Annotated in this window: 18 protein-coding genes; 1 reads left to right on the forward strand and 17 read right to left on the reverse strand. The window is 38.4% G+C overall.

Annotated features, from left to right (window positions below):
- Nucleotides 1-356: 356 nt before the first annotated feature.
- The 5 genes from KSX81_RS00980 to KSX81_RS01000 all read right to left on the reverse strand — a co-directional run bounded on the left by KSX81_RS00980 (nucleotide 357) and on the right by KSX81_RS01000 (nucleotide 6,375).
- On the reverse strand, nucleotides 357-1,466 hold the full coding sequence (locus KSX81_RS00980) for a hypothetical protein (protein WP_195591102.1): 1,110 nt from the start codon (nucleotides 1,464-1,466) through the stop codon (nucleotides 357-359).
- The gene (locus KSX81_RS00985; RefSeq protein WP_195591100.1) at nucleotides 1,409-2,401 is read right to left on the reverse strand and encodes a hypothetical protein; all 993 of its coding nucleotides are present in this window, start codon (nucleotides 2,399-2,401) and stop codon (nucleotides 1,409-1,411) included. The genes KSX81_RS00980 and KSX81_RS00985 overlap by 58 nt, the downstream gene beginning before the upstream one ends.
- 84 nt (nucleotides 2,402-2,485) lie before the next feature.
- Entirely contained in the window at nucleotides 2,486-3,862 is a 1,377-nt protein-coding gene (locus KSX81_RS00990) for a hypothetical protein (protein ID WP_141652218.1), read from the reverse strand.
- A gap of 335 nt (nucleotides 3,863-4,197) precedes the next feature.
- Nucleotides 4,198-4,389: a twin-arginine translocase TatA/TatE family subunit gene (locus tag KSX81_RS00995; RefSeq protein ID WP_072066919.1), complete on the reverse strand. Its 192-nt coding sequence runs from the start codon at nucleotides 4,387-4,389 to the stop codon at nucleotides 4,198-4,200.
- 57 nt (nucleotides 4,390-4,446) lie between these two features.
- Nucleotides 4,447-6,375 carry an FAD-dependent oxidoreductase gene (locus KSX81_RS01000; RefSeq protein WP_128859075.1) on the reverse strand — a complete coding sequence of 643 codons (1,929 nt, stop codon included), beginning with the start codon at nucleotides 6,373-6,375 and terminating at the stop codon, nucleotides 4,447-4,449.
- A gap of 270 nt (nucleotides 6,376-6,645) precedes the next feature.
- On the opposite strand from KSX81_RS01000, the gene KSX81_RS01005 reads away from it, so the two are divergent.
- The gene (locus KSX81_RS01005; RefSeq protein ID WP_317191158.1) at nucleotides 6,646-7,821 is read left to right on the forward strand and encodes a transposase; all 1,176 of its coding nucleotides are present in this window, start codon (nucleotides 6,646-6,648) and stop codon (nucleotides 7,819-7,821) included.
- Nucleotides 7,822-7,876: 55 nt separating this feature from the next.
- On the opposite strand, the gene KSX81_RS01010 is transcribed toward KSX81_RS01005, so the two are convergent.
- From KSX81_RS01010 to KSX81_RS01065, 12 genes are all read right to left on the reverse strand, one after another.
- Nucleotides 7,877-8,605: a FadR/GntR family transcriptional regulator gene (locus tag KSX81_RS01010; protein WP_072066918.1), complete on the reverse strand. Its 729-nt coding sequence runs from the start codon at nucleotides 8,603-8,605 to the stop codon at nucleotides 7,877-7,879.
- A gap of 283 nt (nucleotides 8,606-8,888) precedes the next feature.
- Nucleotides 8,889-9,617, reverse strand: a complete 729-nt coding sequence (locus KSX81_RS01015; RefSeq protein ID WP_004320118.1) for a FadR/GntR family transcriptional regulator — start codon at nucleotides 9,615-9,617, stop codon at nucleotides 8,889-8,891.
- Between the two features lie 139 nt (nucleotides 9,618-9,756).
- Nucleotides 9,757-11,346, reverse strand: a complete 1,590-nt coding sequence (locus KSX81_RS01020) for a sulfatase-like hydrolase/transferase (protein ID WP_195591098.1) — start codon at nucleotides 11,344-11,346, stop codon at nucleotides 9,757-9,759.
- Between the two features lie 273 nt (nucleotides 11,347-11,619).
- Complete coding sequence (locus tag KSX81_RS01025) at nucleotides 11,620-11,868, reverse strand: hypothetical protein (protein WP_072066916.1); 249 nt, start codon at nucleotides 11,866-11,868, stop codon at nucleotides 11,620-11,622.
- Nucleotides 11,869-12,313: 445 nt separating this feature from the next.
- Nucleotides 12,314-12,769 (reverse strand): hypothetical protein, encoded by a 456-nt coding sequence (locus KSX81_RS01030; protein WP_195637796.1) that lies wholly within the window; start codon nucleotides 12,767-12,769, stop codon nucleotides 12,314-12,316.
- 20 nt (nucleotides 12,770-12,789) lie between these two features.
- Complete coding sequence (locus KSX81_RS01035) at nucleotides 12,790-12,975, reverse strand: hypothetical protein (protein ID WP_072066914.1); 186 nt, start codon at nucleotides 12,973-12,975, stop codon at nucleotides 12,790-12,792.
- Between the two features lie 231 nt (nucleotides 12,976-13,206).
- The gene (locus tag KSX81_RS01040) at nucleotides 13,207-14,310 is read right to left on the reverse strand and encodes a family 16 glycosylhydrolase (RefSeq protein WP_072066913.1); all 1,104 of its coding nucleotides are present in this window, start codon (nucleotides 14,308-14,310) and stop codon (nucleotides 13,207-13,209) included.
- 77 nt (nucleotides 14,311-14,387) lie between these two features.
- The gene (locus tag KSX81_RS01045) at nucleotides 14,388-16,433 is read right to left on the reverse strand and encodes a hypothetical protein (RefSeq protein ID WP_128859081.1); all 2,046 of its coding nucleotides are present in this window, start codon (nucleotides 16,431-16,433) and stop codon (nucleotides 14,388-14,390) included.
- A 13-nt stretch (nucleotides 16,434-16,446) separates the two neighbouring features.
- Complete coding sequence (locus KSX81_RS01050; protein WP_128859082.1) at nucleotides 16,447-18,108, reverse strand: hypothetical protein; 1,662 nt, start codon at nucleotides 18,106-18,108, stop codon at nucleotides 16,447-16,449.
- Between the two features lie 35 nt (nucleotides 18,109-18,143).
- Nucleotides 18,144-19,937, reverse strand: a complete 1,794-nt coding sequence (locus KSX81_RS01055) for a RagB/SusD family nutrient uptake outer membrane protein (protein WP_195591096.1) — start codon at nucleotides 19,935-19,937, stop codon at nucleotides 18,144-18,146.
- Between the two features lie 12 nt (nucleotides 19,938-19,949).
- The gene (locus KSX81_RS01060) at nucleotides 19,950-23,015 is read right to left on the reverse strand and encodes a SusC/RagA family TonB-linked outer membrane protein (protein ID WP_195591094.1); all 3,066 of its coding nucleotides are present in this window, start codon (nucleotides 23,013-23,015) and stop codon (nucleotides 19,950-19,952) included.
- An 81-nt stretch (nucleotides 23,016-23,096) separates the two neighbouring features.
- Nucleotides 23,097-23,726 carry a hypothetical protein gene (locus KSX81_RS01065; RefSeq protein ID WP_072066908.1) on the reverse strand — a complete coding sequence of 210 codons (630 nt, stop codon included), beginning with the start codon at nucleotides 23,724-23,726 and terminating at the stop codon, nucleotides 23,097-23,099.
- Nucleotides 23,727-24,053: the final 327 nt, after the last annotated feature.

The following is a 24,053-nucleotide window of genomic DNA, read 5'->3' on the forward strand; positions in this document are numbered from 1 at the left end:
TACAAATATCTATAATATAACAACACTTAATGTATCTGCAAGTAATAAAATTGTATCCACAGATAATAAGACATTAAAATACATCTCATAATATAATTAACGGACTTTCGGTAAAGAATTAATCAAACATCAGATTAGCAACCAATATCTTATAGCCCGTTTTTTTTAAGCATTCCGATACAAGGCCAGACAAAAAGATATTTCATTTTTATTTATTCTTTTTTGTTCTTTTGCCTCTGTCTTAACATTTGAGAACAAAAGTTTTCTCATATAAAATTTTAAATAAATAAGTTTGTTAATAATTAGCCTATATCAAACAATTGTGGTGCCAAACACGTACAAAAATCTAATCTTCATTATTTATTTTCTATGAAGATTTTTTTAAATCCGGAACAAACACTCTCTGAATCATGCCCATGCAAGGGTACTGCCTTTACCACAAACCAATATGTATTTTCAGGATTCAGTTCATCCACACCTGTGTCGTAAGAAAGCTTTTTTCTTTCACTATAACGAAATATGTTACGCAAAACCCTATACTTCTCTCCTGTTTGAATGTTTTCCAATTCAGCCCAAACATACAAAGGACGTTTTGTATTAATCTGGATGTCGAAATCTATCAATCCCCTTGACGGTATCGTATCCGGGAACGTATGCATTACTATACCGTCACGCAATGGGTTGTCGATGGCATTTACTTCAAAATCTTTAAACCGCGACAAACCTGTCTGTCCCTTATCAGACAATGATATCATTCCCACATAATATTTATCATCACAACATAAGTTCTGCTCGTACACTTTTTCCCAATTAAACTTATTACTTGAAGAGACATAGCATTCTATTTTTTCTCCATTCTTCTGTAACTGAATCCAATAAGGGGTATCATATTCGCCCAATATCACTTTTGTAACTTTCGATTTCAATCTATCCCTATGCCTTATTATCAATTTTTTATCTTTAGAAATAGTGACACTGACATAAGGAGACTCCGGCAAAATATCGTTTCTGAGCATGAGTCCGGACTCTACCGAATTGCGAGACTTATAAAAATCATTAGATAAAATCTGACTTTGAATTATTGAATTCGAACTCATTTCTTTATATATATAATCAAAAGAATCAGAACAATCATCTATTTCCGATGATTGACTATTAAAATATATTGTATTTACTATAGAGTCAAAACCTATTTTAGACACATTGGTTTTCTTTCCAATCCTTGAATATTCCCAGTCTTGGGGTATTGGCGTCGAATAAGTTGTCAACTCGTCATTCTTTCTTAAATCAGCTATATATTTGCTGAAGCCCTCAGAATCGAAAGGTATAACCATTATTTTGCTGCCATGATTATCATTGCCCCTGTCTTTTCCTTTATGGACATCTATCACTGAAAAATTAAAAGCCTTTACTTTTCCATTTTCAACATAAACTGTAGGGCGCTGGACTGTATACCATCTTTCCACATGACCATCAGTGTATATAAACTTAGACTTTTTTTATCAAAAGCCACACCCCTGTTTTTCCAATTGCTTATTCCGTCTTCAGACGTCAAATGATAAGATACATCCTTTTTATGAAAATTGACTACTATATGATACAGACTATCACTATACCATATTGTAGGATCCTCCATATAATACTGAGGCGTATCAGGCATATTTTCCCAAGCCCTATCACCCAAAACCTTATATGACCCCAAAATGCCATCGTCACTTATCATAGGCACACAATGGCGGGCCAACAACATATATTTACCATCCGGGCGAACAAATATCATTACATTCGACATCTTACCTAAAGCACCTGCTTTTACAGCACCTATATCCAACTCATCATATCTCGTAAATCCGGGATAAAAACCATTATTATCAATCTTTATTTCGCCCAATAATTCAAATGGGCCATATGGCGAATCAGAAATGAACACATTACCCGGAAGTGATTCACTGACGACAACGGCATATTTGCCTTCTTTCGTCCTAAGTCCAACTACATTATGTCCTAAGCCATCATAAAAATCAGGATATACCAAACCCAAATCCTTATATGGCCCTTCAAGCCTGTTGCTAACAGAATGGACCGCCTTCGTTCCTATATGCCACCCCTCGCCATGAGACAACGACTGCGACCATCTGCTGGAATACATATGATAAATACCCTCGTCATCTTTAACAATGCTGCCATCCCAATAACACCAATGTTTCATCTTCGTGTCTTCCAAACCATTCATCGTATCGCGAGGTAAGACACAAGTATCACCCCAAATGCCATCGGAAACAAGGCTTTTCGATTCTATCGGAAGAAAAAAATCCTGCAATTTTTTCTTTTCATGTCTTTTTGCAACAGAACAAGAAGAGAACATCATAATAATGCCAAAAAAACATAATATCTTTTTCATACGGAAATTATAAACGCCCTGCATGTATTGCAGAGCAAGTTGATACTTGAATGTCACAATCATAGTATAGACGTCAAACGCACGCTACTCGTAATAAAAAGGTAAAGTTCTATAGATCTTCCACGAATCGCTTCTTTCTCTTTCAATATCTTCCTCATACAATATTTTGTCGGAATGATATTTAAAGCCTTTCGATTTTATGTTCTCAATCTTGACGGAATATGTCTTATTGGAGCCGTCGAAGGCAGGCGCTATGGAAGGTCCTGTGTATTGACGTGCAGATTCGCCTATGACTTCCTTCTTGAAAAGAGGGTAATACTCAGGCTCATAGAGATATATATCGGGAATTCTGATTTGTGACTTTTCTCCATATTCGGCATATATGTCATAAATGACACTCTCATCAGAGAATGAACCTTTAATCCCTTCCTTGGATGGATCCCGCTCATCGTCAAAACCTTCTTCTATCGATACGGTCAATGCAGTGTTTATACCAGTAACCTTCTCCACCAATACCTTTCCATTGTGTGACACATGAGGCGACAACAACACTGCCGACCTGCCGTCGGACACAGATACATTATACCCATATACATCAAAAAGGCCTATATTCTTGCCGTAACCTGTTTCAAAGCGTAATGTCACTCCGCCCACTCCGCTGATATCCCTGAACAACACGTTGTGGGCGGCATGTGCCTGTACAAGTCCATATCCCCAGTCTGCCTTGTCTATATAGCAGTTTTCTACAAGTCCGTCAGTCGGACGGGACAATTCCCAACCTTCGACATCGACATTGGCACAGTTTAATTCTATCGCACTATGCTTTGTATAATTGTCAAGGACATTGAAATCAGAAATCAGAAAATTCTTCACCATGCAACATCTTATAAATCTTAAAGAAGGGGCTGTGGACGACGATTCGCAGGAATAATCGTTATCGGGGTGAAATCCGGTAAAATCAACTGTAAACCTCTCTCCGCCAACACCACTGATACTGACATTGCTGATATAACCGTCTACAGTCTCATCTACAGTCGAGAATATAAACATTATAGACTTGTTTCCAGATAATACAGGCTTGAATACCACATCCTTTTCAACCATAATATGTACATCGGACTTCATATACACATTATTCAGGCAATATGTTCCCTTGGATATCAACAAAACCCCGCCTCCCTTAGATGACAAATCGTCTATCGCACTCTGGAAGGCTGACGACTGATCCTTGGTCGCATTGCTTTCCAACCCATACGACTCGGATGTTCTAAGAATGGTATACAAAGGTATCTCTGTACCGGAAATATCGGGGATATTCAATGTAGGTGAAAAAACTTCTTTTTCTTCCTGACCGGACGCATCGCCCCAATCGGCAACATATCTGTTGCAAGATAACACACACGATACTGATAAAAATAAAACAACCTGCTTTACTTTTGCCACAGACGGTATTATTGTCATTTTAAGGTTAATGTTATTCATGTCCTTTCTAAAAATAAGATTTACAAACAGTAACAGTATAATGCACGAGGCCTGCATTATACCATTATTTTTACAGAATAATGAACCCACTTTTTTTTAAAAGATGAATCCATTACAGCATGAAAGTAAGACCGAAGCACAAGTCTTGCTTTCATGCGTCACAAAATAAATTATTCATGCACAGATTAACGTATCTGCAAATTTTAATTTTGTATCTGCAAGTACTATTTGCCTAACAATACCGCCAGGTACACATATTGAGTTAAAAGGTTATTACAAATACTCCTATGTTTACCTTTTCTTTTACTTTTCAGTTATATTTTTTTCTTATCTTCCTGATCTGTTATTTCATCTATCCCGTTCACACCATCCTTAAAGCTCTTGACACCCTTGCCAAGACCTTTCATCAGTTCAGGAATCTTTTTACCTCCGAACAACAGCAGAATGATTAGAGCTATAAATACCAGCTCCTGACCTCCAATACCTAAAAGCAACAAATTACACATATCTAATTAAGCTAATTTTAACCACGATAAAAACGGCCGGCGTTGCCAGCTCCTGAATCAATAACATCTGACTTCAAAAAGTTTTATATCAGAAGCGCTATATGTTTCCTTTAAGTTCAGACGTATTTTGGAAGTACGGACAGGTGAGAATTCTAATTTTATCAGCCTGTGCAAGTTGTTGTCAATCTCGGTCAATTCTTTCCACACTCCATTCACCTCTGCCTCAACAGAAACTTTCTTTACAAGTTCAACTGGCATTCCAGGCCTTTGTTTTCTTCTTTTTTCTATATTAGGGTGAATCTGGATTTCCGTATGAAGATTTGAATCACATTTAATTTCTACCGAGGACAACGACACGGGTTTCTCCCAAGCGAGAGTCAAATCAGGGTTCAAACCGTCTGACTGCCAATGATGTATGTGGTCCACCTCGTCTCTGCTGTAACCATCAGTCAATAGCGCGACGTTGCCGGAAGTTGTTGACGAAGCCTCAATCTTGGCCTTACGTGCCAAATCAGCCTCATCGTTTGCAGGACGGTTTGGTATATAGCAGTCATCCCGTAAAAGCCTTTCCTGCAGTTCCTCGATATACTTTTTATAAATACCTCTTGGAGAAACCTTATATTCCATACACATGGCTGCCGCTGTACCGGCTGCCTGTCCCATGAGACCACATATTGCGATAAGCCTGGTGGCCGACAAAGCTATATGGGTGACACTCACGTTTCGTCCGGCAAACATAAGATTGTCGATATTCTTGGAATAAAGACATCTGTATGGAATTTCAAACATTTTTTCAAATCTTTGATGGAAATAACTTGCAGGTTCCTTATCATTCAAAATTCCGCCGGGACAGTGTTCGTCGAGCGACCAGCCGCCTCCGTATGCTATTGCATCATCAAAATGAGTGAACTTCGTCAAATCGTTTTCATTCAGGATATAATCTCCCATAAAACGCCTTGACTCACGTCGTCCCGGAACGGAACCAACCCAATCCAGTACCAAATTGGCGGCTTCAGGGAATTTTCCAGAGTTCTTAACATAATCCCAAGCACCATATAGATATCCCAACAATTTGTGGCGGTTCTCTTCTGTAACATCAACAATATCCAAGTCGCTACCTAATTCTACCCACCAGAATCCACAACTCAACTGTGTGATATTTCGTTTATTAGCTTTACTTGGGTCATATTTTATTGCAAACGATGGCGGATTAAATGGTACGGGATACCCCATATCTTTTGAACTGAACTGAATACTGTCGCCCATCACCCATCCGTCGGGTTCGTCAGGCGCATATTTTTCATTAAACTCGGCCTTGCCTTCCCGGCCTGTCCTATATTCGGCACCGGCACTCGCTGCGAGAGCTCCATCACCGGAACAGTCAATAAAGACATCGGCACTTATTATTATCTTTGATTCCGTAGAGAACTGAAAACATATGGCCTTTTTTATTGAATTTCCGTCCATGACAGCCTCCATGGCCTGAGTATTCAGCATCAATGTAAGATTTTCCTGGCGAGTTACATAATCATACATTACATGATCCCATACCTCCCAAGAATTCTGGACATTATAGTACCTGTTTTCCAACTGGATTTCCTCTACTATACCTGTTTCCCTGTCAACTCCAAATTTATTCTTGAAATGATAAGAGCCGTTTATAGGAACATGAATCTCGCTGGATGCATTTCCACCAAGTACCGGTCTGTTTTGCACAAGCACCGTTTTGGCACCATGTCGCGCTGCTGAAACCGCTGCACACAATCCTGCCACTCCACCACCTATCACTGCAACATCAAAAGTGTATTCCTTTTCGCGCTTTACTGTAGAAGTATCCTTTTTGCCCATATACTTCCAGTTGTCGTCACGCTTAGGCCAATACTCTCTCGGCTTAAATTCATTGCCCTGACTTGCGATGGAAAATCCCCCACAAGATAAAAAAGTGGTTGTAAGGAATGATTTTTTTAAAAATTCACGTCTTTTCATGTAATACTTCGGTAAATTTTTACCGAAAAATTAAAAGTTAAACAATAGAACCGGCAAAAGTCGGTTCGAAAACATTAAAGAGGTCATTGAAATGTTGTCAAAAACGAATGGTTAAGCATGAAGAAATGTGCTGAAAAAAATGGGCTAACCTGCTGATAACAAAGGTGAAAAGTATTGCATAATTCGTTGATTTTTTTAGTAAATTAGAAGTTAACTACTCATCTAATTATGGCTAAAGAAACACTCCTTATGTAATACCAATCCGAGTGCCTGTCGGCTCTCAAATCAGTCGTGAATATACACAAACCTTTTGAAAAAACGTTCATGGACACCATGAAATTATTCATGGCCATCCCGGATCGTATAAACTTCCTCCAATTGGGCAGGTATGGATGTTTTTCGGAACAGACCTACCGTAACCTTTTTGAAAATGAAACTTTCGACTGGTTTGCGTTCAACGCCTCTATCATCAGCAAGCATCTCACAGGCAAAAGAAAAGCCATCGCCATCGATCCTTCCTATATCCCCAAGTCCGGTCATAAGACACCTTGGATTGGTTACCTCTGGTCAGGCTGTGCCGGGGATTATAAGCGAGGATTAGAAATCATGGGCATCGGTGTCATTGACATCGACAACCATGAATGCATGACTTTAGGTTCCATTCAGACACCGGACTGTAAGACCTTGGATAATATGGGTAAGAACCTGGTTGACTGGTATAGCAGCTATCTAATCAGTAGAAAAGACAAGCTACAGAGCATATCCAGAACGGTGGTTGCAGACGCATTCTTTTCCAAGGAAACTTTCATAACGCCTATGTGTGAGAGTGATTTCCATGTCATCAGCCGCTTTAGGAACGACGTAGTCCTGTACTATCCGACATTGGAAAAGAAAACAAGAAAACGTGGTCATCCCAAGTGGTTTGACGGCAGGATTGACTTTGCCAATCTGGATCTGACCCGGTGCAAGGAATACGAGGTGAACAAGGGAAAACTATACGGATTGAGGGTATATGCAAAAGCTCTCAAAAGGTATGTTTCCTTGGCCGTCTGGTATCCGATGGACGGGAGGACAGACAAGTGGCAGCTTTATTTCTCTACAGATGATTCCATGGATGGATGCGAAGTCCTGGATTATTACAGAACCAGGTTCCAATTGGAATTTTGCTTTAGAGATGGAAAGCAGCATGCTGGAATTACCAACTGTCAGTCAACTGACTTCAGAAAGTTGGATTTTCACTTCAATGCATCGCTTGCTGCTGTCAACTTGACCAAAGCGGCATGTAAGAGGCTCGGAATAGCCTATTCCATATCCTCTTGCAAGTCATTCATACACAATGCGTATATGCTTGAACGATTTATTTGCGTGTTTGGGATTAACCCAGACATGCAAGTTATTGACAAACTCTTCAAAGAACTCATTTTATTTACTGCCAGAGCCGCTTAGGCTTGGCGAATTTTTAACGAACTATTGTTCATGGATATCAATTTAAATATAATAGTTACAACGTTACATTAGCACTTTCCAGTTCATCTATTATACTCTTTGTTCCCGCCAAATGTGCAGCCATGGCGGCTGATGCTGCATTGGGGTCTTTAGCTTTTATGGCCTCAAGTATGGTTTCATGGAAATGGTTCGACAGCTCCGGATTGAAATTCGGGTTGAGCGTATAAATGATATGAGAATAAAGCATGGGGCGGATGGTCTCCATCATCAGCGAAAAGACTTTGTTGCCCGAAGCATCGGCTATCGATTTATGAAACATGAAGTCGTAATCGGCAAATGTCTCAAGTCTGTATTCGTCCGTCTTCATCTTCTCTAAAACTTCTTCGATGGTTTTCACTTGTTCAGACGTGGCACGACAGGCAGCCATTTCGGTCATCTTGATTTCCATAGACTTTCTGAATTCCATAAAATCACGTACCGTCGTTTTCTTCATCCGGAGCGATATATGAAGCATTTCGGTTGTGGCCTTGGCACTCTCGTCTATCACTTCCACCCCCTTGCCATGGAGTTTTCTCACCATACCCCTGGACTCAAGCGTCTTGATGGCCTCTCTCACCGAACTACGCCCTATACCGAACTCATGGCACAAATCTTCTTCTGTTGGCAAAAAATCCCCTTCTACAATTTTGCCTGTAACTATTAAGTCCGACAGTATGTCTGTCACCTGCTTAGTCACAGAGTCATTGGCTAAATGAGGCAAACTATTTAATATCTTGGAAGTCATAAGTTAAATTAAGTTTGTTAAAATGTTTTTTGACGCTATATCTTAAAAATGAATAATACTCATCAGACACGCCCAGATTGAATAATACAACAATTGTTGTTCGAAAGCTACACGCACGAGCTATGTTGTCTGACATCTGCACAAAAATACATTCTTATTATCATACAAACAAGCTTTTCTGTAAATTTTTCAATAAATATTATATGTTAAAAACAAAAGCCCTGCCATCGCCGACAGACATATCGGCAATGGCAGGGCTTGAATTATCGTGATGGGCAGCCACCTATATAGTGACGTTTACGCCTTCAAGTTCTTCTATTATCCTTTCCGTTCCGGTCAGATGCAAACGCATGGCCTCTACCGCCTCTTCAGGATTCCTGTCCCTGATGGTTTGAAGGATTTTTTCGTGATAATGGTTCGAATGTTCAGGATTGAATGTAGGATTCAGCGTATATATGATATGATTATAAAGCATCGGACGCATGGTTTCCATCATCAGCGAGAACACACTGTTGCCGGAAGCGTCGGCTATTGATTTATGGAAATTATAGTCGAATTCAGCAAATGTGTCAAGCTTGTACTCCTCGTTCTTCATCTTTTCCAAATGACCGGAAATAATTTGTATCTGTTCGTCGGTGGCACGTTTGGCAGCCAACTCCGTCATCTTGATTTCTATCGAGTTTCGGAACTCCATGATATCCTTCATCGTAGTTTTTTTCATTTTCAGCGATATCTGCAGCAGTTTGGCAGTAGCCGCCGCGCTTTCGTCTATCACTACCATCCCCTTGCCGTGAAACTTCTTTACCATTCCCCTCGACTCAAGGGTCTTGATGGCTTCCCTTACAGAACTTCTGCCTATTCCGAACTCGCGGCACAAGTCTTCCTCAGTGGGGAGATACTCGCCAAGTTTAATCTTTCCCGACACGATTAAATCTGTCAAAATATCCGTCACCTGTTTAGCCACAGATTCATTGGCCAAACTTGGTAATCCTTTCAATAAATCCGAACTCATATGTTATTATTTTTTGTTATTATTTTTTTATTCAAGTTATCTGATGTCATATTATGATGCAAATATGATAACTTTTTCTTAAATAACGGAAACTTTCTGTGATTAAAATCACAATATAAGTACAAAAACTACTTCATTCTTAATATTTTCGATAATAATCTCTATGCATTTCGATAATATATTTCTCCAAAGTTCCCTTTTCAACCTCACTAATCTGTTTTCTGTTCATTCCATAATAAGGAGATTTATATGTTATATCATCGTCACTGCTATATAGGAAAGGACGATCTAATTTTAAAGCAGGTTCATCATATTTCTTCATTTTTAAAATTAATTCATCTTGAAATCTTTTCCTAATATCCGAATATTCAGGAGCATCATAATAATTCTGAATTTCCAAAGGGTCTTTCTCTATATCGAGTAACCAAGGCTTATCCTTGCATGACAAAACAAGCTTGTATTTCCCATCTGTGATAGCAGTCCACTCACTAAAAGGAGAGTCAGTGATGTATACCATTCTGCCATTCTCCACGACACTGACTGTATCTTTCAAAATACAGCTCTCATCTTCACCATGAACTTCACCCAATTCATTAAAGCCCATCAGTCCCAATATAGTAGGAGGAAAATCAGTTGTATTCAAAGCTCTTTTTATCACTTTCCCCGACATTATACGTGAAGGATATCTCACAATAAAAGGAACTCTTATTGCATCATCATAAGGGCAACCTTTATCAACTCTCATGTGATTATAAAGCATGTCTCCATGATCGGATGTAAAAACAGCTATCGTATTATCAGTCAGACTATTATCATCCAGATATTTCAAGATTTTTCCAACATTGTCATCTATACATTTAACCATAGCAAAATAATTCCGGATATTTTTAGGAACAAATTTTTCTGCTTGAGCTTTTCCCCCTATCCCCCATCCCGGACGAGCATTAAGCAACTCTTCGGTATTTGTAGATGGGTTGGTAATTTCAATTTTAGCATACTGTGATATGTAAGGTTCCTTGCACAGATCAGGTGAATGAGGGTCGGGAATCGACAGCATCATACAAAACGGACGATTATCACGTTCTTCCAACAATTCAATGACTTTATTTGTCAAAAAGTCAGTACTGTATTCATAAGCATCATCCCCTTCTTTATTCTTATTGGTGATGTATATTCTATTGGGTTTTTCTTTCACCTTATACCACTTCTCGTGATCTGTCTCAAACATATAGTTTCTATTCTGCCACCCAAAAGAAAAGCCAGGCTCGTAGTACATTCTGCCAGGAATTTTAGGAACTCCTGCCAGATGCCATTTGCCAACGTAAGTAGTCGAATATCCATTTTCAGAAAGTACATCAGCAAAAGTCATGAGATTTGAATCCATTGGCATACCATTGATAGGCGCCCCTGCAGCAGCAGGATAAAGTCCAGTCTGGAATGACGCCCTGGCCGGTGTTGATACAGGTGCGGAAGTGAAAAAGTTCAAACATAAAGCTCCTTCAGAAGCAAGCCTATCGATGTTTGGGGTCTCTATTTTAAGCGAACTTCCCCACAAGTTTCTCTGACATTCTGCCATATGTTCTCTATAACACCCCAAAGTCCTTATAGAATGTTCATCAGTCATAATTACAAGTAAATTGGGCTTATCTACATCAGTCTTATCTTTAAAACAAGACGAATTACTTACAGAAAGAAACAAAGCTGATGATAAATACAAAAATCTGTTCATAGTATAATATATTTTTATTTTATAAAAACAATACTTTCCAATTATGCTAAAAGCAAAAGGGAAAGCTGATTCACAGCAATTTCGAATCACAAAAAACGCCTCGGCATTTTGGATAAAACGACGAAACGTTTTCTCTTAAATTCTTCGTCATTTTAATCAAAACGTCGAGGCGCTTGAATTTAACTGGATAGAAAAAGAATGCTCCAATATTTTTAGTGTATAAATCCGGCAGTTAGATTGAGGATTCTGTTAACTGCACTTTAATAGATATCTTTAGTTAGCTGGTGCCGTAGAACCTGGTATAGTCAGACATAACACTTCTCCTGCCTTCAAAGCATTAAAAGCTTGAAGCATCCTGTTTACACCTTCACTATCAGAAGATAATTTTGAATTCTTCTTAGTTCCGTCTGTATAGTTTACAGTGAAAGTCATATCATCCGCCTTAACACTATTCATAGCCGGCGGATAGATAATAAACATACATTTATCAGCTTCATCACCTTCGTTAAATGTATATCTCATCCACTTTTCCGAATTTAAACTCGACTCATAAGTTTGAGTCAGTGTTTGGGTTTCATTGAATCCTAAAGTTAATTGGTTTAAAACCACTGTTTTAACTGAACCTCCATCTTTATTGGATGGATAAAAAGTAATGTTTGCAGGTTCTTAATCAAATTCCGTGCTACTTATTTATGTTCAATTACCTTATTCATGGCTATTCTGGAGTACTTTAAGATGCATATAGTTTGGATAATTTATTTGTTATTTCTAATATGCCGATATCCCTTTATCCATCGGCCTTTCAATGAGCTTTACTAGCACGGAATTTGATTAAGAACCTGTTTGCAATAGTTTTATCATCAGGAATATTCTCTACTTCTACATATACGATTGATGTCAACTGTTTATACGTTACAGACAAATCACCGGATTTAGTTGGCGTTATTTTATCTGAAATCATTACATTTTATTTATTAAAACCTGCCTTAGTTTGTTCTGCCGGTATAGTCAGAACTTTAGTTTTTCTATCAATGGTATTAGCATAGGGATAATAAAAATATGCTTCTTTAAATCCTGAATTAAAACTTGCATTAAAATACACGGATTTCATATCGTCACTATAACGATCAATATTAAAAGGCGGCTGCCCCATTACTTGTTGCCCTTCATTGTCGGTATAAAGAGTAAGAGCATAAGCTTTTGTATCCGTATCTTTTACCCATTTTAATGATATATTATTTTTTGTAATCTGATCAACAACTGTTCTTGATTCAAGCATAGTTTCTTGTTTCGGAGTTGGCATAGATGCCGAAACATTCATGGTTATCGTATCACCGCTATTTTTATCATTCCCAAAGTTATCTTTAGTACAAGATGTTGCAAGTGTTACAAGACTCAATATACAAAAAAATTTTCTAATCATAATTTCAAATTTTTAAATGGTTATTTCCAAATGCTTGAATCGAAACGATTTGATTCACTTATTGTAAAATTATCCATACCGACACCCTTATCCCCACTTGAACACAAGACACCTTCCGACTCAACATTAATCACTACACACTTGGGGAATTCATAAGAAACGTCCTTCAAAGAACCATTTTCGATTATTGTTTGATTTGTTTTCATATTAATATATTTTATTTAATTAGTATTCGTAAACAAATAAAAATCCTAACGAGATATACAGCCTAACATCGCAGTGTTTTTAGAGGAAAGAGCTTTCTTTTGTCCGACATCTACACAAAAACACATATTAAAGAGCAAAACAGCAAGCTTTTTAATATTTATTTAACAACATATGTTATACAGCATTTTTCAAGAAAGATTTCCGAGCAGTACATCCATACAAATGAAAGCTTAAAAATCATTAGGATTGTACTCCCTCTTGGAGGACTTGAATTGTGAATAATCCTTTCTTCGCCATGTGCGTATATAGTCTACCTTCATGGTAGAGGGAAATCCGGCCGCATCGGCCTGTTCTTTGGTGGTCGGGACGGGAAAACGTTCTCCATTGACATATTTTTCAAACGGAGTACGTGGTTCGACGGAAAGGACAACATACATCGGCAGATGCCAGTAGTAGTTAGGTTTCGAGGCTACACGCCGGTTGTCTATATACCATATTATAGAATCCGGGCGGTTCTCGCAAGCGTAGAGATGATAGTCGTCGCGCGAATCCCATTTCACAAGACACTCGTTGGTCCCCCACATATCGTCAGGACGGATAAAATCCTTTGACACACAGTCGTCTTTCAACACCATGATATGGTAATTACAGCTCATAATGTGCAAATCCTTTGGTACTTGCTGCAACTCTACCACATCGATTTCATTGTACACCACTTTTCGCGGGTAAGGCTCTCCCTCCACCTTTTCCCATGGAATGTTATATAGCCAGAAAGCCGAGCAAGTGCCTTTGAACACGTGCGCGCCTTTTATCTTTGCTTCATAATATCCATAAGTGGTTTTGGATTTGGAGCGCAACATCCCCGACTGGAAATACATATGTATGGAACTTTCGCCATAAGGCGCATCGTGTTCATTATGCCTGATGGTAACGTTCAGATTTCCATCTTTCATCATCACATTTTCGGGATGAAAGTCTATGGTTTCGAATGTCTGTGTGGCAGCCAGCCAATTACTGCCGTAAGCCTTGCCGTCGGTATCGAACTCGTTGGAAAAAGCCTCGTCCTGAACAAAAAGTCCGGGATTGGTATGCGGGGTGACGGTCCATTTACTTAATTCCTCAAGCTTAGTGCCATCCACAGCCGTTATTTCATCCCCCATCTCCGGTTTGGAACTACCGCCGCCATGGTCGGGCAGAGTTGAGCCATCGTTACCATCGGGAGAATCTATTCCGGAATCATTTCCAATTTTCTCTTCATGGCAAGATATTGTAGCGCCACCCGTAAGTATAGCAAATATAAAAACAAAAAGTTTCGTTTGAAATAATCTTTTCATGATGAATGAATTATTAAAAAACCTGCTTAAGCATAATTGGTATAAATAAGCAGGTTCAATAAAACTATATAATTATTTTATCTTACAGGTATCAGCTGTATGTCATCTATATAAAAGACCACACCTGACTGTAATGCATTACATGAAGGCACTGTTAGTTTTAGAGAAAATTTCTGAATATCATTATTCAAGGATATATTTTTCGAAAGTTTCACCCACTCGCCTCTGGTTTGATTGAAAGAGAAATCTGCTATTTTCGTAGAGGCATTGCCATCTGTACCATAATAGAACCAGAAGTTTTTAGATTTAATATTATTGTTGCTATCACTTGTGATGTAAATATTAAAACTAAACTTATAATTGCCCACTGGTATTGTCGGAGAATAATGAGCTTTTGCATACATTATCTGCATCTGGTCATTTTTCTTTCCTTCGTCAATAGACGTAGTTTCCAAATAGGATATTTTCAAAGAACGGCTTCCTTCACAAGCTTGTTCTGATGAGCCTTGTACAACACCATTTACTCCTACTTGATTTCCATAAAAGAAATTGGCAGCCCACCATTCGTTCGTCAACCAGAAACCAGTTCCACCTTCAAAGCTATTTACATTCTTTCCTTCATTTAATGGAAGTACAGAAATATCTTTAATAGAATTAACAGCTTCGGCATTGTCAAAACTTGAAAGAGTCCTTTCGTCTACAGAAGTCAGTTTATCACCATTGTACGAAAGTTTCACTGTTTCACCTTCGTATATGCGGTCAGACAAAACAAGAGCCAAATTACCATCTGCAAGAACATTAATTTCAGAAACAGCAAGATTTTCGACAGGATTACCATCAACACCATTTACAGTCAAAGTAAAGTCTGCGACAGCCTGTTCTAAATTCTCGTTTTTGAATGCTCCGTCGGCCTTGATTACAATCTGACTGTTTGCTTCGGAAGAAATGGAAACAGACTGCATAGTAAATGGTTTCTCCGATTTCTTTACTATAACTTTCAAAGGAATGTTTTTGGTCACTTCGACTGCCACAGCAGCAGGCTGCGTACGTTTGGCCACAAATGTGAAACCAGAATACTCACCCGGAACAGCAAAAGTAAATTCCGCAAACTCTTCTGTTGATGTTTTTTCCGAAGAACCTTCCACATTCCAAGTCCTTGCATCCGGACGATCGGATTCAGTCAAATCTTCAACCTTTATTTTCTGTCCGGCTTCGATGGTCCATGTTATAGATTCCGATTTTTCGTCCATAGTTTCTCCTGTAGCCATATTGGTTATTTTAAACCGCGGCTCCAATCCACCATAAACATTAACTTCGAATTTCTTGGTAATAACCCAATCGCCTGTAGTTTCATCCTGAATGGCTCTTAAAGAGCCATCTTCCAAAGCCACCGGTTTGTCGTATACATTACGCAAAGTAACAGAAGAAACACCTGTTTTACCAAACAGAACACTGACCGTGTCTTCATTAGACGACAAGCCTTCAACAAGCTGTTGGCGCAAATCGTCGTCTACATTAAATCCTTTTTTCAAGAATCCATTGCCTTCTTCTATTATCCACTCATGAGATTTACATCCCACGGACTTATTGGTAAATGTAAGGAAAGTGTCAACCATTATCACATTGACAGCCGATGAATCCCACGCAGCCTTGTAATGATATTCCTCGCTTGAAGGAGTGTATTTCTCCGTCTCGGCTATCTTCATCGTATACGACGTGGTGGTAACAGAAGTTCCTATTGTGGTAGTTACTTCCATGGTTGATTTACCGTCCAGCTTGCTACCGGAACAAATATATTCGTCAATCCTTTCCACTTTCTCGCCTTCGGCGCGAGCAGCTTCGACCTCGGACACTATCTTGAACGAGAAATCAAAGTTGGTTGTAGTAGAATTGTCTACAAAATCGGAAGTTTTGAATGCAGTGGCCTGATTGGCGACAAACTGAATCATCAATGGCCTGGTACGATAAACCTCCATCAAGTCTATTTTGATTTTTCCACTCGTCACCTCCGTCAATTCATAAATTGATTCTTTTGCCGGAACATCTACCTCCCATTTCTCCGGTTGACATGATAGCAAGAGGAATGTTGCCAGCAAGAATATGTAATGAAATATTTTTTTCATGACTATTAGCATTTTATCTTAATTTGATTAGATTTATGTTATCAATATAGAACAAGCTTCCCTGTGGTGTTGTCTGCGGGAATACAAACTTATATCCCATTTTTCCGTTCTTAATATCGTCGGCAGTATATGTCACAACCAATGAATTAAGAACCCACTCTCCTGTTTTTTCAGGGAACTTGAATTGGACAATCTGTCCGTCTTCATCATGTTGTTCATTATTAGCCCCCATACTATATGCGCTATATGGTTTACCGGCAAGACCTGAACCTGCTTTTTCCACATAAATATAATGCATAAGCTTGTATGTACCCGGTTCTAACGCAAAGTATTTAGGTTCCGACTGCATGAAGAATATTTGACTGCTTAATACCGAATTAATATCGACCTTAAGAGACTGTGCTCCTTCGTAATACCTGTCGCCCGACAAGCTACAATGTTTCAAAGAATTATTATCGGCCCAATAATTACCTGCATACGGCAATTCAAATCCACATAATTTCAATGCAGCATCAGGTATGACACTTTCTCCTAAATAGTCGTTTCTTATTTCCTGGTCTGAGAAATTCTGCAAAACCCTGTTGGCATTCGTAGCCACAATCTCATTTGCACCTGCGTTATAACTTACCAAGATCTTTTCATCAGGATAAACAGGTGTTGCGAGTTTCAAATTCAATCTGGAGTTGTCGCTTTCGTCAATTACAACTTCTATAACATCTAATTCTGTATTATCTGATGCTACCTTGACAGTAAAATCATCTGTTACACCAGTTGCCTTAAGAAAGGCACCATTTTTTGCTTGAAGCACGATAATATCAGGAGAAGTGACATCAACATACGACGAAGCATAATCAATTTCAAACGGGTCTGTACAAGGCTTCACTGTTACAACAAGAGGAATAATCTTTCTGACATTAGCCTTAGGTTCTTTTCTTGAACTCGAAATTGTAAATCCAGAGAAAGTATTGGCATTGGTAAATCTTACCACAGCCTCTTTATCGCTGTATGTCCTGTTAGCAACAGCCCATGTCCGAGAATCAGGACGGTCGCCACCCTCTTTATCTATAAATACCAACTGGTCGCCAGCCATCAATTCTATTTTAGTCCATTGCTCCTTATCGTCGGATACTTCATAACCCGGTTCAATGTCGAGTACAACAGTGCCATCCAGTTTCTTTACTGTTACAGCAGGGTCGAGCTTACCATAGACATCAATAGGAAATTCTTTTGTCAATACCCAGTCATCACCTTCCTTTACGGCTTCAACAGGCTCAGAAGTATTAGACCTGACCCATTCGGAAAAAACATTCCTCAGAACAACCTTGGTCATACCTGGTTTTGCAAAGAATACACTTTCTTGTTGTCTGGTAGAAACTAAACCTTTGTTTTCATCTACTTGGGAGCTTAAATTACCATCTTTATAATTAAAATCATTTTTCAAGAACTTGGAACCTTCTTCTATTATCCATTCATGTTTCAGACATCCCTGAGATAAATCCATGAATGAAATAAAAGAATCGACATTTACTTTGTAAACTCCGCTTTGCTTAATAGTTTCACTTGTGTACCACGAAACGTCACAAAGAGTATCCATGGGATCATAATCGTTTTTACAACCCACAACAGAAAGCATTGCCGCAGCTATAAGTGAATTTATTATATATTTATTTTTCATACTGTAATTATCATTAAAAATTCATCAACCAATAATTATTTCTGAATAGCAGTGTTATTCATTATTTCTTTCTGAGGTATCGGATAATACGCGTTATAAGATTTCCTATAGTTCATCGCCGCATCATCATACTCGTAATTGATAAACTGCGTCTTGGGATTGCCCGAAGGTTTTGTCTTAACCAAAGTGCAGTTCTGTTTCAAATCCGTCAGAGGAGTCCCGTCAAGTTTCACAGCAGCAAAATTATTTGTCCAATATTCATATTCCTCATCCGTGGAAAGCTTTTTGAAAATATTATTATCATCGTCTTCAAGCAAGCCCCATCTCAACAAATCCTGCCATCTGATTTGATGTCCTTCCACTGAAAGTTCCAAAGGACGTTCTACAAACTGCAAATGATGCAAGACTTCTTCTTTTGAATAAGTTTTGCCATCGTATGTGCGTGAACTGTATTTTCCTGTTGTACCCAACAATTTCAACCCCCATCTGTATCTGATTTCGTTGATATAATTCAATGCACCTTGAACGTCATTTTTTACAAGCAAACATTCGGCATACATCAAATACACGTCGGACAAACGATTTACCACAACATTTTTTCCGGACATTACAGCCTTTTCTTCTGTCACGATATCGTGATTGGTGTATTTCTTGTATTTACCAAATCCCCACTCAGCCTTAGGACCACCATACATATTGGGCTGTTCAGCCGTATTGCCTGTGATATAATATGGAGTAGTGACATCATTTATCAAAGCAACCATGGAGGACGCACGCAAAGAAACATTTCTTAAGGCTTTATTAAGATCACCATCCAAATGGTTTTCCGGTACAGCCGGATCCATTTCTTCATTGTTGTATGCCCAGACCAACCATGCAGGAACAAGACATCCAACTGTACTCGTAGTCATAGAGTTCAAACGATTGTACATACAGTTGTCATCCCATGTTCCGATATCAGGACGTTGGTCGAGCGAATAAGATATTTCCAAAATGGACTCGGAATTAAACTCTCCGGCAGTGGTAAACATCTTTGACAAGTCCTGAACGAGTTCGTAACCATAACGTTTATCGGTTATCACCTCATAGAACAAAGGTTCCGCCTTATCATAATCTTTTGTGTACATATAGCTGGTAGCTAAAATAGTAGCCGCAGTTCCTTTGGTAGCAAGTCCCACGTATGCCTGTCCTGACGGATTGGTATATGGCAACAAATCATAAGCTGCCTGCAAATCTGCACGATAAAATTCCAATACTTCTTCGGCTGGTGCCAATGGCTGATTGAATTCAGAAGTGGACTGGATAAGGTTTTTACGCAAAACCACGCTTCCGTTGTTAAACGCTGACGAAAGATAAAAATACATCAAACCTCTCATAAATCTGGCCTGTCCCATCTGATAGTCCCATTTAGACTGGTCTTCGGCACTTAAAGCCTCCCTGTCTATCCTATTTTCCAATGCATATATAACCTGATTTGCACGCCATACTCCAGTATAAAGAGCATCCCATTTTCTTGATATGGCATCTGTGGTGTAATTATACAAATGTGTGTACCACGACCAACCCTCGTCGTTATTTTGCGGAACTGGTCGTCCATATCCGGGCCATCCCATATCAGAACGCCATGCTTCCTGGCGTATATTCAAGACATAATCGTTTCGTAATACTGCATATGTAGCATATATTCCGGATTGAGTATCCGACAAAGTATTCCAAAACACCTCGGTGGTGGTTTCATTTGGATTAAGTTCTGTCAAATAATTGTCGCAAGATGTGAAAGTAGGCAATGCGACTGTCAATATAGCTATACTTTTTAATATATTATTCATCGTCATACTAAATTAGAATGATAAATTGATACCTGCACTGTAAGTTGTAAAACTTGGATAGTTACCCATATCCATACCTCTTGTGCTGATGTTACCACCAATTTCCGGGTCGTATCCAGAATATTTCGTAAGAGTAAACAAGTTTTGTGCAGCTATATAAACTCGGAATTTATTCAAATGCCATTTGGTTGTTATACTCTTAGGTAACGTATATCCTAATGTAATATTCTTCAGTCTTAAATAAGAGCCATCTTCCAGCCACAAGTCAGTATCAGCATGATAGTTGGGATGTGACTTCAAGTCACCACGATATGTCGGTATAGGAGAATCTGTATTTACAGGTGAATACATTGCAACCAAATCTTTATGTCTTCCATATCCAAAAGCTGTAGCTCGTGAACCATTCATAATTTCATGTCCGAGAGCTGAATAAAAATTGGTATACAAATCGAATCCCATATAGTTGAATTGCATAATGAAACCTATCTCATATTTAGGCAAACCACTACCACAATATACCCTATCATTGTCTGTTATTTTTCCATCCTTGTCCGTATCCTTATATATAAGGTCACCCATTTTTGCAGACGGATTTATCTTCTGATAAGCTGCAAGCTTTTCAGATGAATTAATTATACCATCTGTAGGATAAAGGAAGAAAGCACCGGCCTCGTACCCCTCTGCTATATATGTAACCTGAGATACATCTTGTGCTCCTGACACAAGTCCCCATTTATAAGCACTTATTCTTGTACCATCTCCATTAATGCGAGTAATTTTATTAGTATTGGTACTGAACGTTCCACTTAAATTATAATAGAATTTACCAATATGTGAACGATATTGTGCAGCCAGCTCATACCCACTATTTACCATATTTCCAACATTCATTGTAAGCTGTGATGCGGAACCGGTTGAACCAGGCAAAGTAACCGGGAATAACATATCTCTCTTTCTTGTCGAATAATATTCGGCAGTCAATGTTACCTTATTATTCAAAAAAGCAAGGTCAAGACCCAAATTGTATTGCTCTGAAGTCTCCCATTTAACGTCGGGGTTTGCATATTTCACTTGTGTAGTACCTAATCCAAGATATTCACCAGAACCTGTTCCTGTGGTATAATCGTATCCTGGAGAAACAGTCGAATAGAATGAATATGGAGAAAAATTCTGGTTACCTGTAGTACCATAACTACCTCTCAACTTGAAATTGTTTACCACCTTTGTCAAAGGTTTGAAGAATGGCTCATCACTTATATTCCATGCCACCGATGCAGACGGGAAAAATCCCCATCTGTTTTCTTTTGCAAAACGCGAAGACGCATCCGCACGCATACTCATACTTAATAGATACCTGCTCTTCCAGTCATACTGCAAACGGGCTATAGTACCAAGAAGTTTGTTCGTATAATTTCCGTCTGAACCAGCTTCCGGGTTGATTGACGTACCATTTATAACTTCGATGTCATTGTTCAGCACCCCTTCTTTTCTGGCATAGAAACCTTCGAAATTATATTCTTCGCCAGTCACACCAGCATATGCGGTAATTTTATGCTTGTTAAAAGTATTCTGATATTGCGCTCCAAAATTCCATGTTATAGAATTTCTATTAATAGAACGAGCCAAAGCATAACTGTCTTCCGGCTTAGATATCAGTTTGCCAGTATTCTGATTAATGATTTCTTTATATGGTCTGAACTGGTTTCTTACTCCATGACTTTCATTCATTGACACTTGTGCCGAAAGGTCAAGACCTTTTATTACGGTATATTTTGCATTTAAGTTTGCGAAAGAATTAGATGTACGCAAATTATCTTTAGAAAAGAAAGTCTGAAGTACATATCCAATTCTATTTTGTTCCTCGCCACCGGCTGTCTCAAAGCTCTGATCCTGAGCTATATATGGCTGCGACGGATAATACTTGATAGATTGAACAATAATTCCACTTGGAGAATAATCCGTATCTTCGACAGACAGACCTACACTTCCCCTCATAGAGAACTTTCCTTTAGTGTAATTAAGATTTACACGGGTATTAAATCTGTCAAATCCTGAATTAATAATACTACCTCCCTGATTGAAATATCCCATCATAACACTATAGTTCAAGCCATTTCCACCTCCACTCAAATTTAACGAATAATTCTGATTTATGGCATTATCAATAAATATCTGATCCAAAAGATTTGTATTGTTATGGAAATAGCCAGGAACCTTGTACAAATCCAAAATCACTTGGTCGTCAAGCAGATCAGGCTTCAAGGCTCTATTACGAATTATCTCAAAATAGTTCTGTTCTGAAGCATTCATCAAAAAATCGTTTGATACAATTTTCTTAACACCAAAACTACCATCGAATGTAACTTTCATGGCTCCGGCAGAACCTTTTTTAGTAGTAATCAAAATAACTCCGGCAGCTCCACGAGTTCCGTAAATAGCGCACGAAGCGGCATCTTTCAAAATATCAATTGTTTCAACTTCATTCGGGCTGATGCGAGGGTCACCTTCTTGAGGAACTCCATCTACTACATAAAGCGGAGTATTTCCACCACTAACTGAAGTTACACCACGAATAAGAATATTTGAACTTGCTCCAGGAGCACCACTCTCTGCGGTGACGCTAACACCCGACACCATACCCTGAAGTGCGTTACCCAAATCGGATGTATTGATTTTGGTCAACTCTTCGGACTTAACTTGGGCCACAGCCCCTGTAAGTTCTTTCTTCTTAACTGCACCATAACCGATTACTACGACATCGTCCAAAAGTTGAGTATCGTCTCTCAAAGTTATAACCATATTAGGCTTAACTTTAACCTCAGCATTCTTGTAACCAATAAATGAAACGACCAACACATCTTTGGCATTTGCATTTAATGTAAAATTTCCATCAAAATCGGTAATTGTACCTACCGAAGTTCCTTTGATAATGACATTTGCACCTATAACCGGTTCGCCTGTTGCATCATTTACGACTCCCTTAACTGTAATCTTCTGCGCAAACAGCCCTAAAGAGACAAATAGAAAGGACAATAAGAAAAAAAACCTCCTGTTAAACTTCTTGTTATTTCTTATCATATAAATTTGTTTTTAAAATGTTTTTCAAGCATTATTATTAATGGAAAGCATCAATCATAAGACCTGAAATATACTTTCTTTTTAATCAACTTTCTCGAAAGTAATGTCATCAATATAGAAAACTACAGGTTCTGTTCCTTTTGGTACATTGATATGAAGAGGGGCTTTCAACATATCAATCTCCTTATTACCATCCAAATGGAAAGGTTCGGATTTCACTTGAACCCATTTTCCTGGTTTCACCCATCCAGTCTTAAGCATAGACGAACGATAAGGCGATTCGAAATCTGGTTTTTCATTAGAATTTGGAGCAAGTTTTTTGCCGTCCTTATATTTGGCGTTCGGGAAATACATCGTAAAGTTTTTCAATTTACCTGACTCTATAAAAATCCAACACTTGGCTATGTATTTTCCATCTTTCAATTCCACAAGACCGTTTTGGTTGAATGTTCCACATGCCATCTTCAGTTTCTCTAAAATACTTTCGCTTTTAAAGCACAGACTGTGTTTTCCATTTGGTGTATGATTCTTTGAATCTGTAACGGCGAATACATCATTATCCTGCAACCACCAGTTACATGAACTTTTAACAGATAGGTTTGCGGCCATCTTGCCTACCTCGAAAGCGTAATTGTTTTTATTAAATGTCTGAGCGTTTGCTGAAGCCATTGAAGCAATGACCAATCCAAGGAATAATACTTTTGTTTTCATGATAATTAAATTTTAGTTTATGAATTATTGTTTTTCTCTTAAATATCGTTCTTTTAGACTTTAAATTAAATGTAGGTTGTCTGATGTCTTTGCAAGTTTAGGGATTATATTCTATATATACAAATAATTTTAAAATATAACCACACTTAAGGGTGATATTTAACTATAATAAACACAATGTAAATTCTATGCTTTTTGCGATACTTATTTAGGACTATGGGAAAGAAACTTTCGGATTATATGACATGGGACGGACTTTGGATAAAGAAAAAAATCGCAAGCTTAATATTTTTTCGATATGTAAGCTTGCGATACCCTAAACAAAAA

Source organism: Bacteroides sp. MSK.18.37, from assembly GCF_019129155.2.
In the GTDB taxonomy this organism is placed as follows: domain Bacteria; phylum Bacteroidota; class Bacteroidia; order Bacteroidales; family Bacteroidaceae; genus Bacteroides; species Bacteroides ovatus.

Bases quoted from the DNA above. Each gene is read 5' to 3' on its own strand.
- KSX81_RS00985 (WP_195591100.1), bottom strand. From the start codon at position 2,401: ATGAAAAAGATATTATGTTTTTTTGGCATTATTATGATGTTCTCTTCT.
- KSX81_RS00990 (WP_141652218.1), bottom strand. From the start codon at position 3,862: ATGACAATAATACCGTCTGTGGCAAAAGTAAAGCAGGTTGTTTTATTT.
- KSX81_RS00995 (WP_072066919.1), bottom strand. From the start codon at position 4,389: ATGTGTAATTTGTTGCTTTTAGGTATTGGAGGTCAGGAGCTGGTATTT.
- KSX81_RS01000 (WP_128859075.1), bottom strand. From the start codon at position 6,375: ATGAAAAGACGTGAATTTTTAAAAAAATCATTCCTTACAACCACTTTT.
- KSX81_RS01010 (WP_072066918.1), bottom strand. From the start codon at position 8,605: ATGACTTCCAAGATATTAAATAGTTTGCCTCATTTAGCCAATGACTCT.
- KSX81_RS01015 (WP_004320118.1), bottom strand. From the start codon at position 9,617: ATGAGTTCGGATTTATTGAAAGGATTACCAAGTTTGGCCAATGAATCT.
- KSX81_RS01020 (WP_195591098.1), bottom strand. From the start codon at position 11,346: ATGAACAGATTTTTGTATTTATCATCAGCTTTGTTTCTTTCTGTAAGT.
- KSX81_RS01025 (WP_072066916.1), bottom strand. From the start codon at position 11,868: ATGAGATATACATTTAACGAAGGTGATGAAGCTGATAAATGTATGTTT.
- KSX81_RS01030 (WP_195637796.1), bottom strand. From the start codon at position 12,769: ATGATTAGAAAATTTTTTTGTATATTGAGTCTTGTAACACTTGCAACA.
- KSX81_RS01035 (WP_072066914.1), bottom strand. From the start codon at position 12,975: ATGAAAACAAATCAAACAATAATCGAAAATGGTTCTTTGAAGGACGTT.
- KSX81_RS01040 (WP_072066913.1), bottom strand. From the start codon at position 14,310: ATGAAAAGATTATTTCAAACGAAACTTTTTGTTTTTATATTTGCTATA.
- KSX81_RS01045 (WP_128859081.1), bottom strand. From the start codon at position 16,433: ATGAAAAAAATATTTCATTACATATTCTTGCTGGCAACATTCCTCTTG.
- KSX81_RS01050 (WP_128859082.1), bottom strand. From the start codon at position 18,108: ATGAAAAATAAATATATAATAAATTCACTTATAGCTGCGGCAATGCTT.
- KSX81_RS01055 (WP_195591096.1), bottom strand. From the start codon at position 19,937: ATGAATAATATATTAAAAAGTATAGCTATATTGACAGTCGCATTGCCT.
- KSX81_RS01060 (WP_195591094.1), bottom strand. From the start codon at position 23,015: ATGATAAGAAATAACAAGAAGTTTAACAGGAGGTTTTTTTTCTTATTG.
- KSX81_RS01065 (WP_072066908.1), bottom strand. From the start codon at position 23,726: ATGAAAACAAAAGTATTATTCCTTGGATTGGTCATTGCTTCAATGGCT.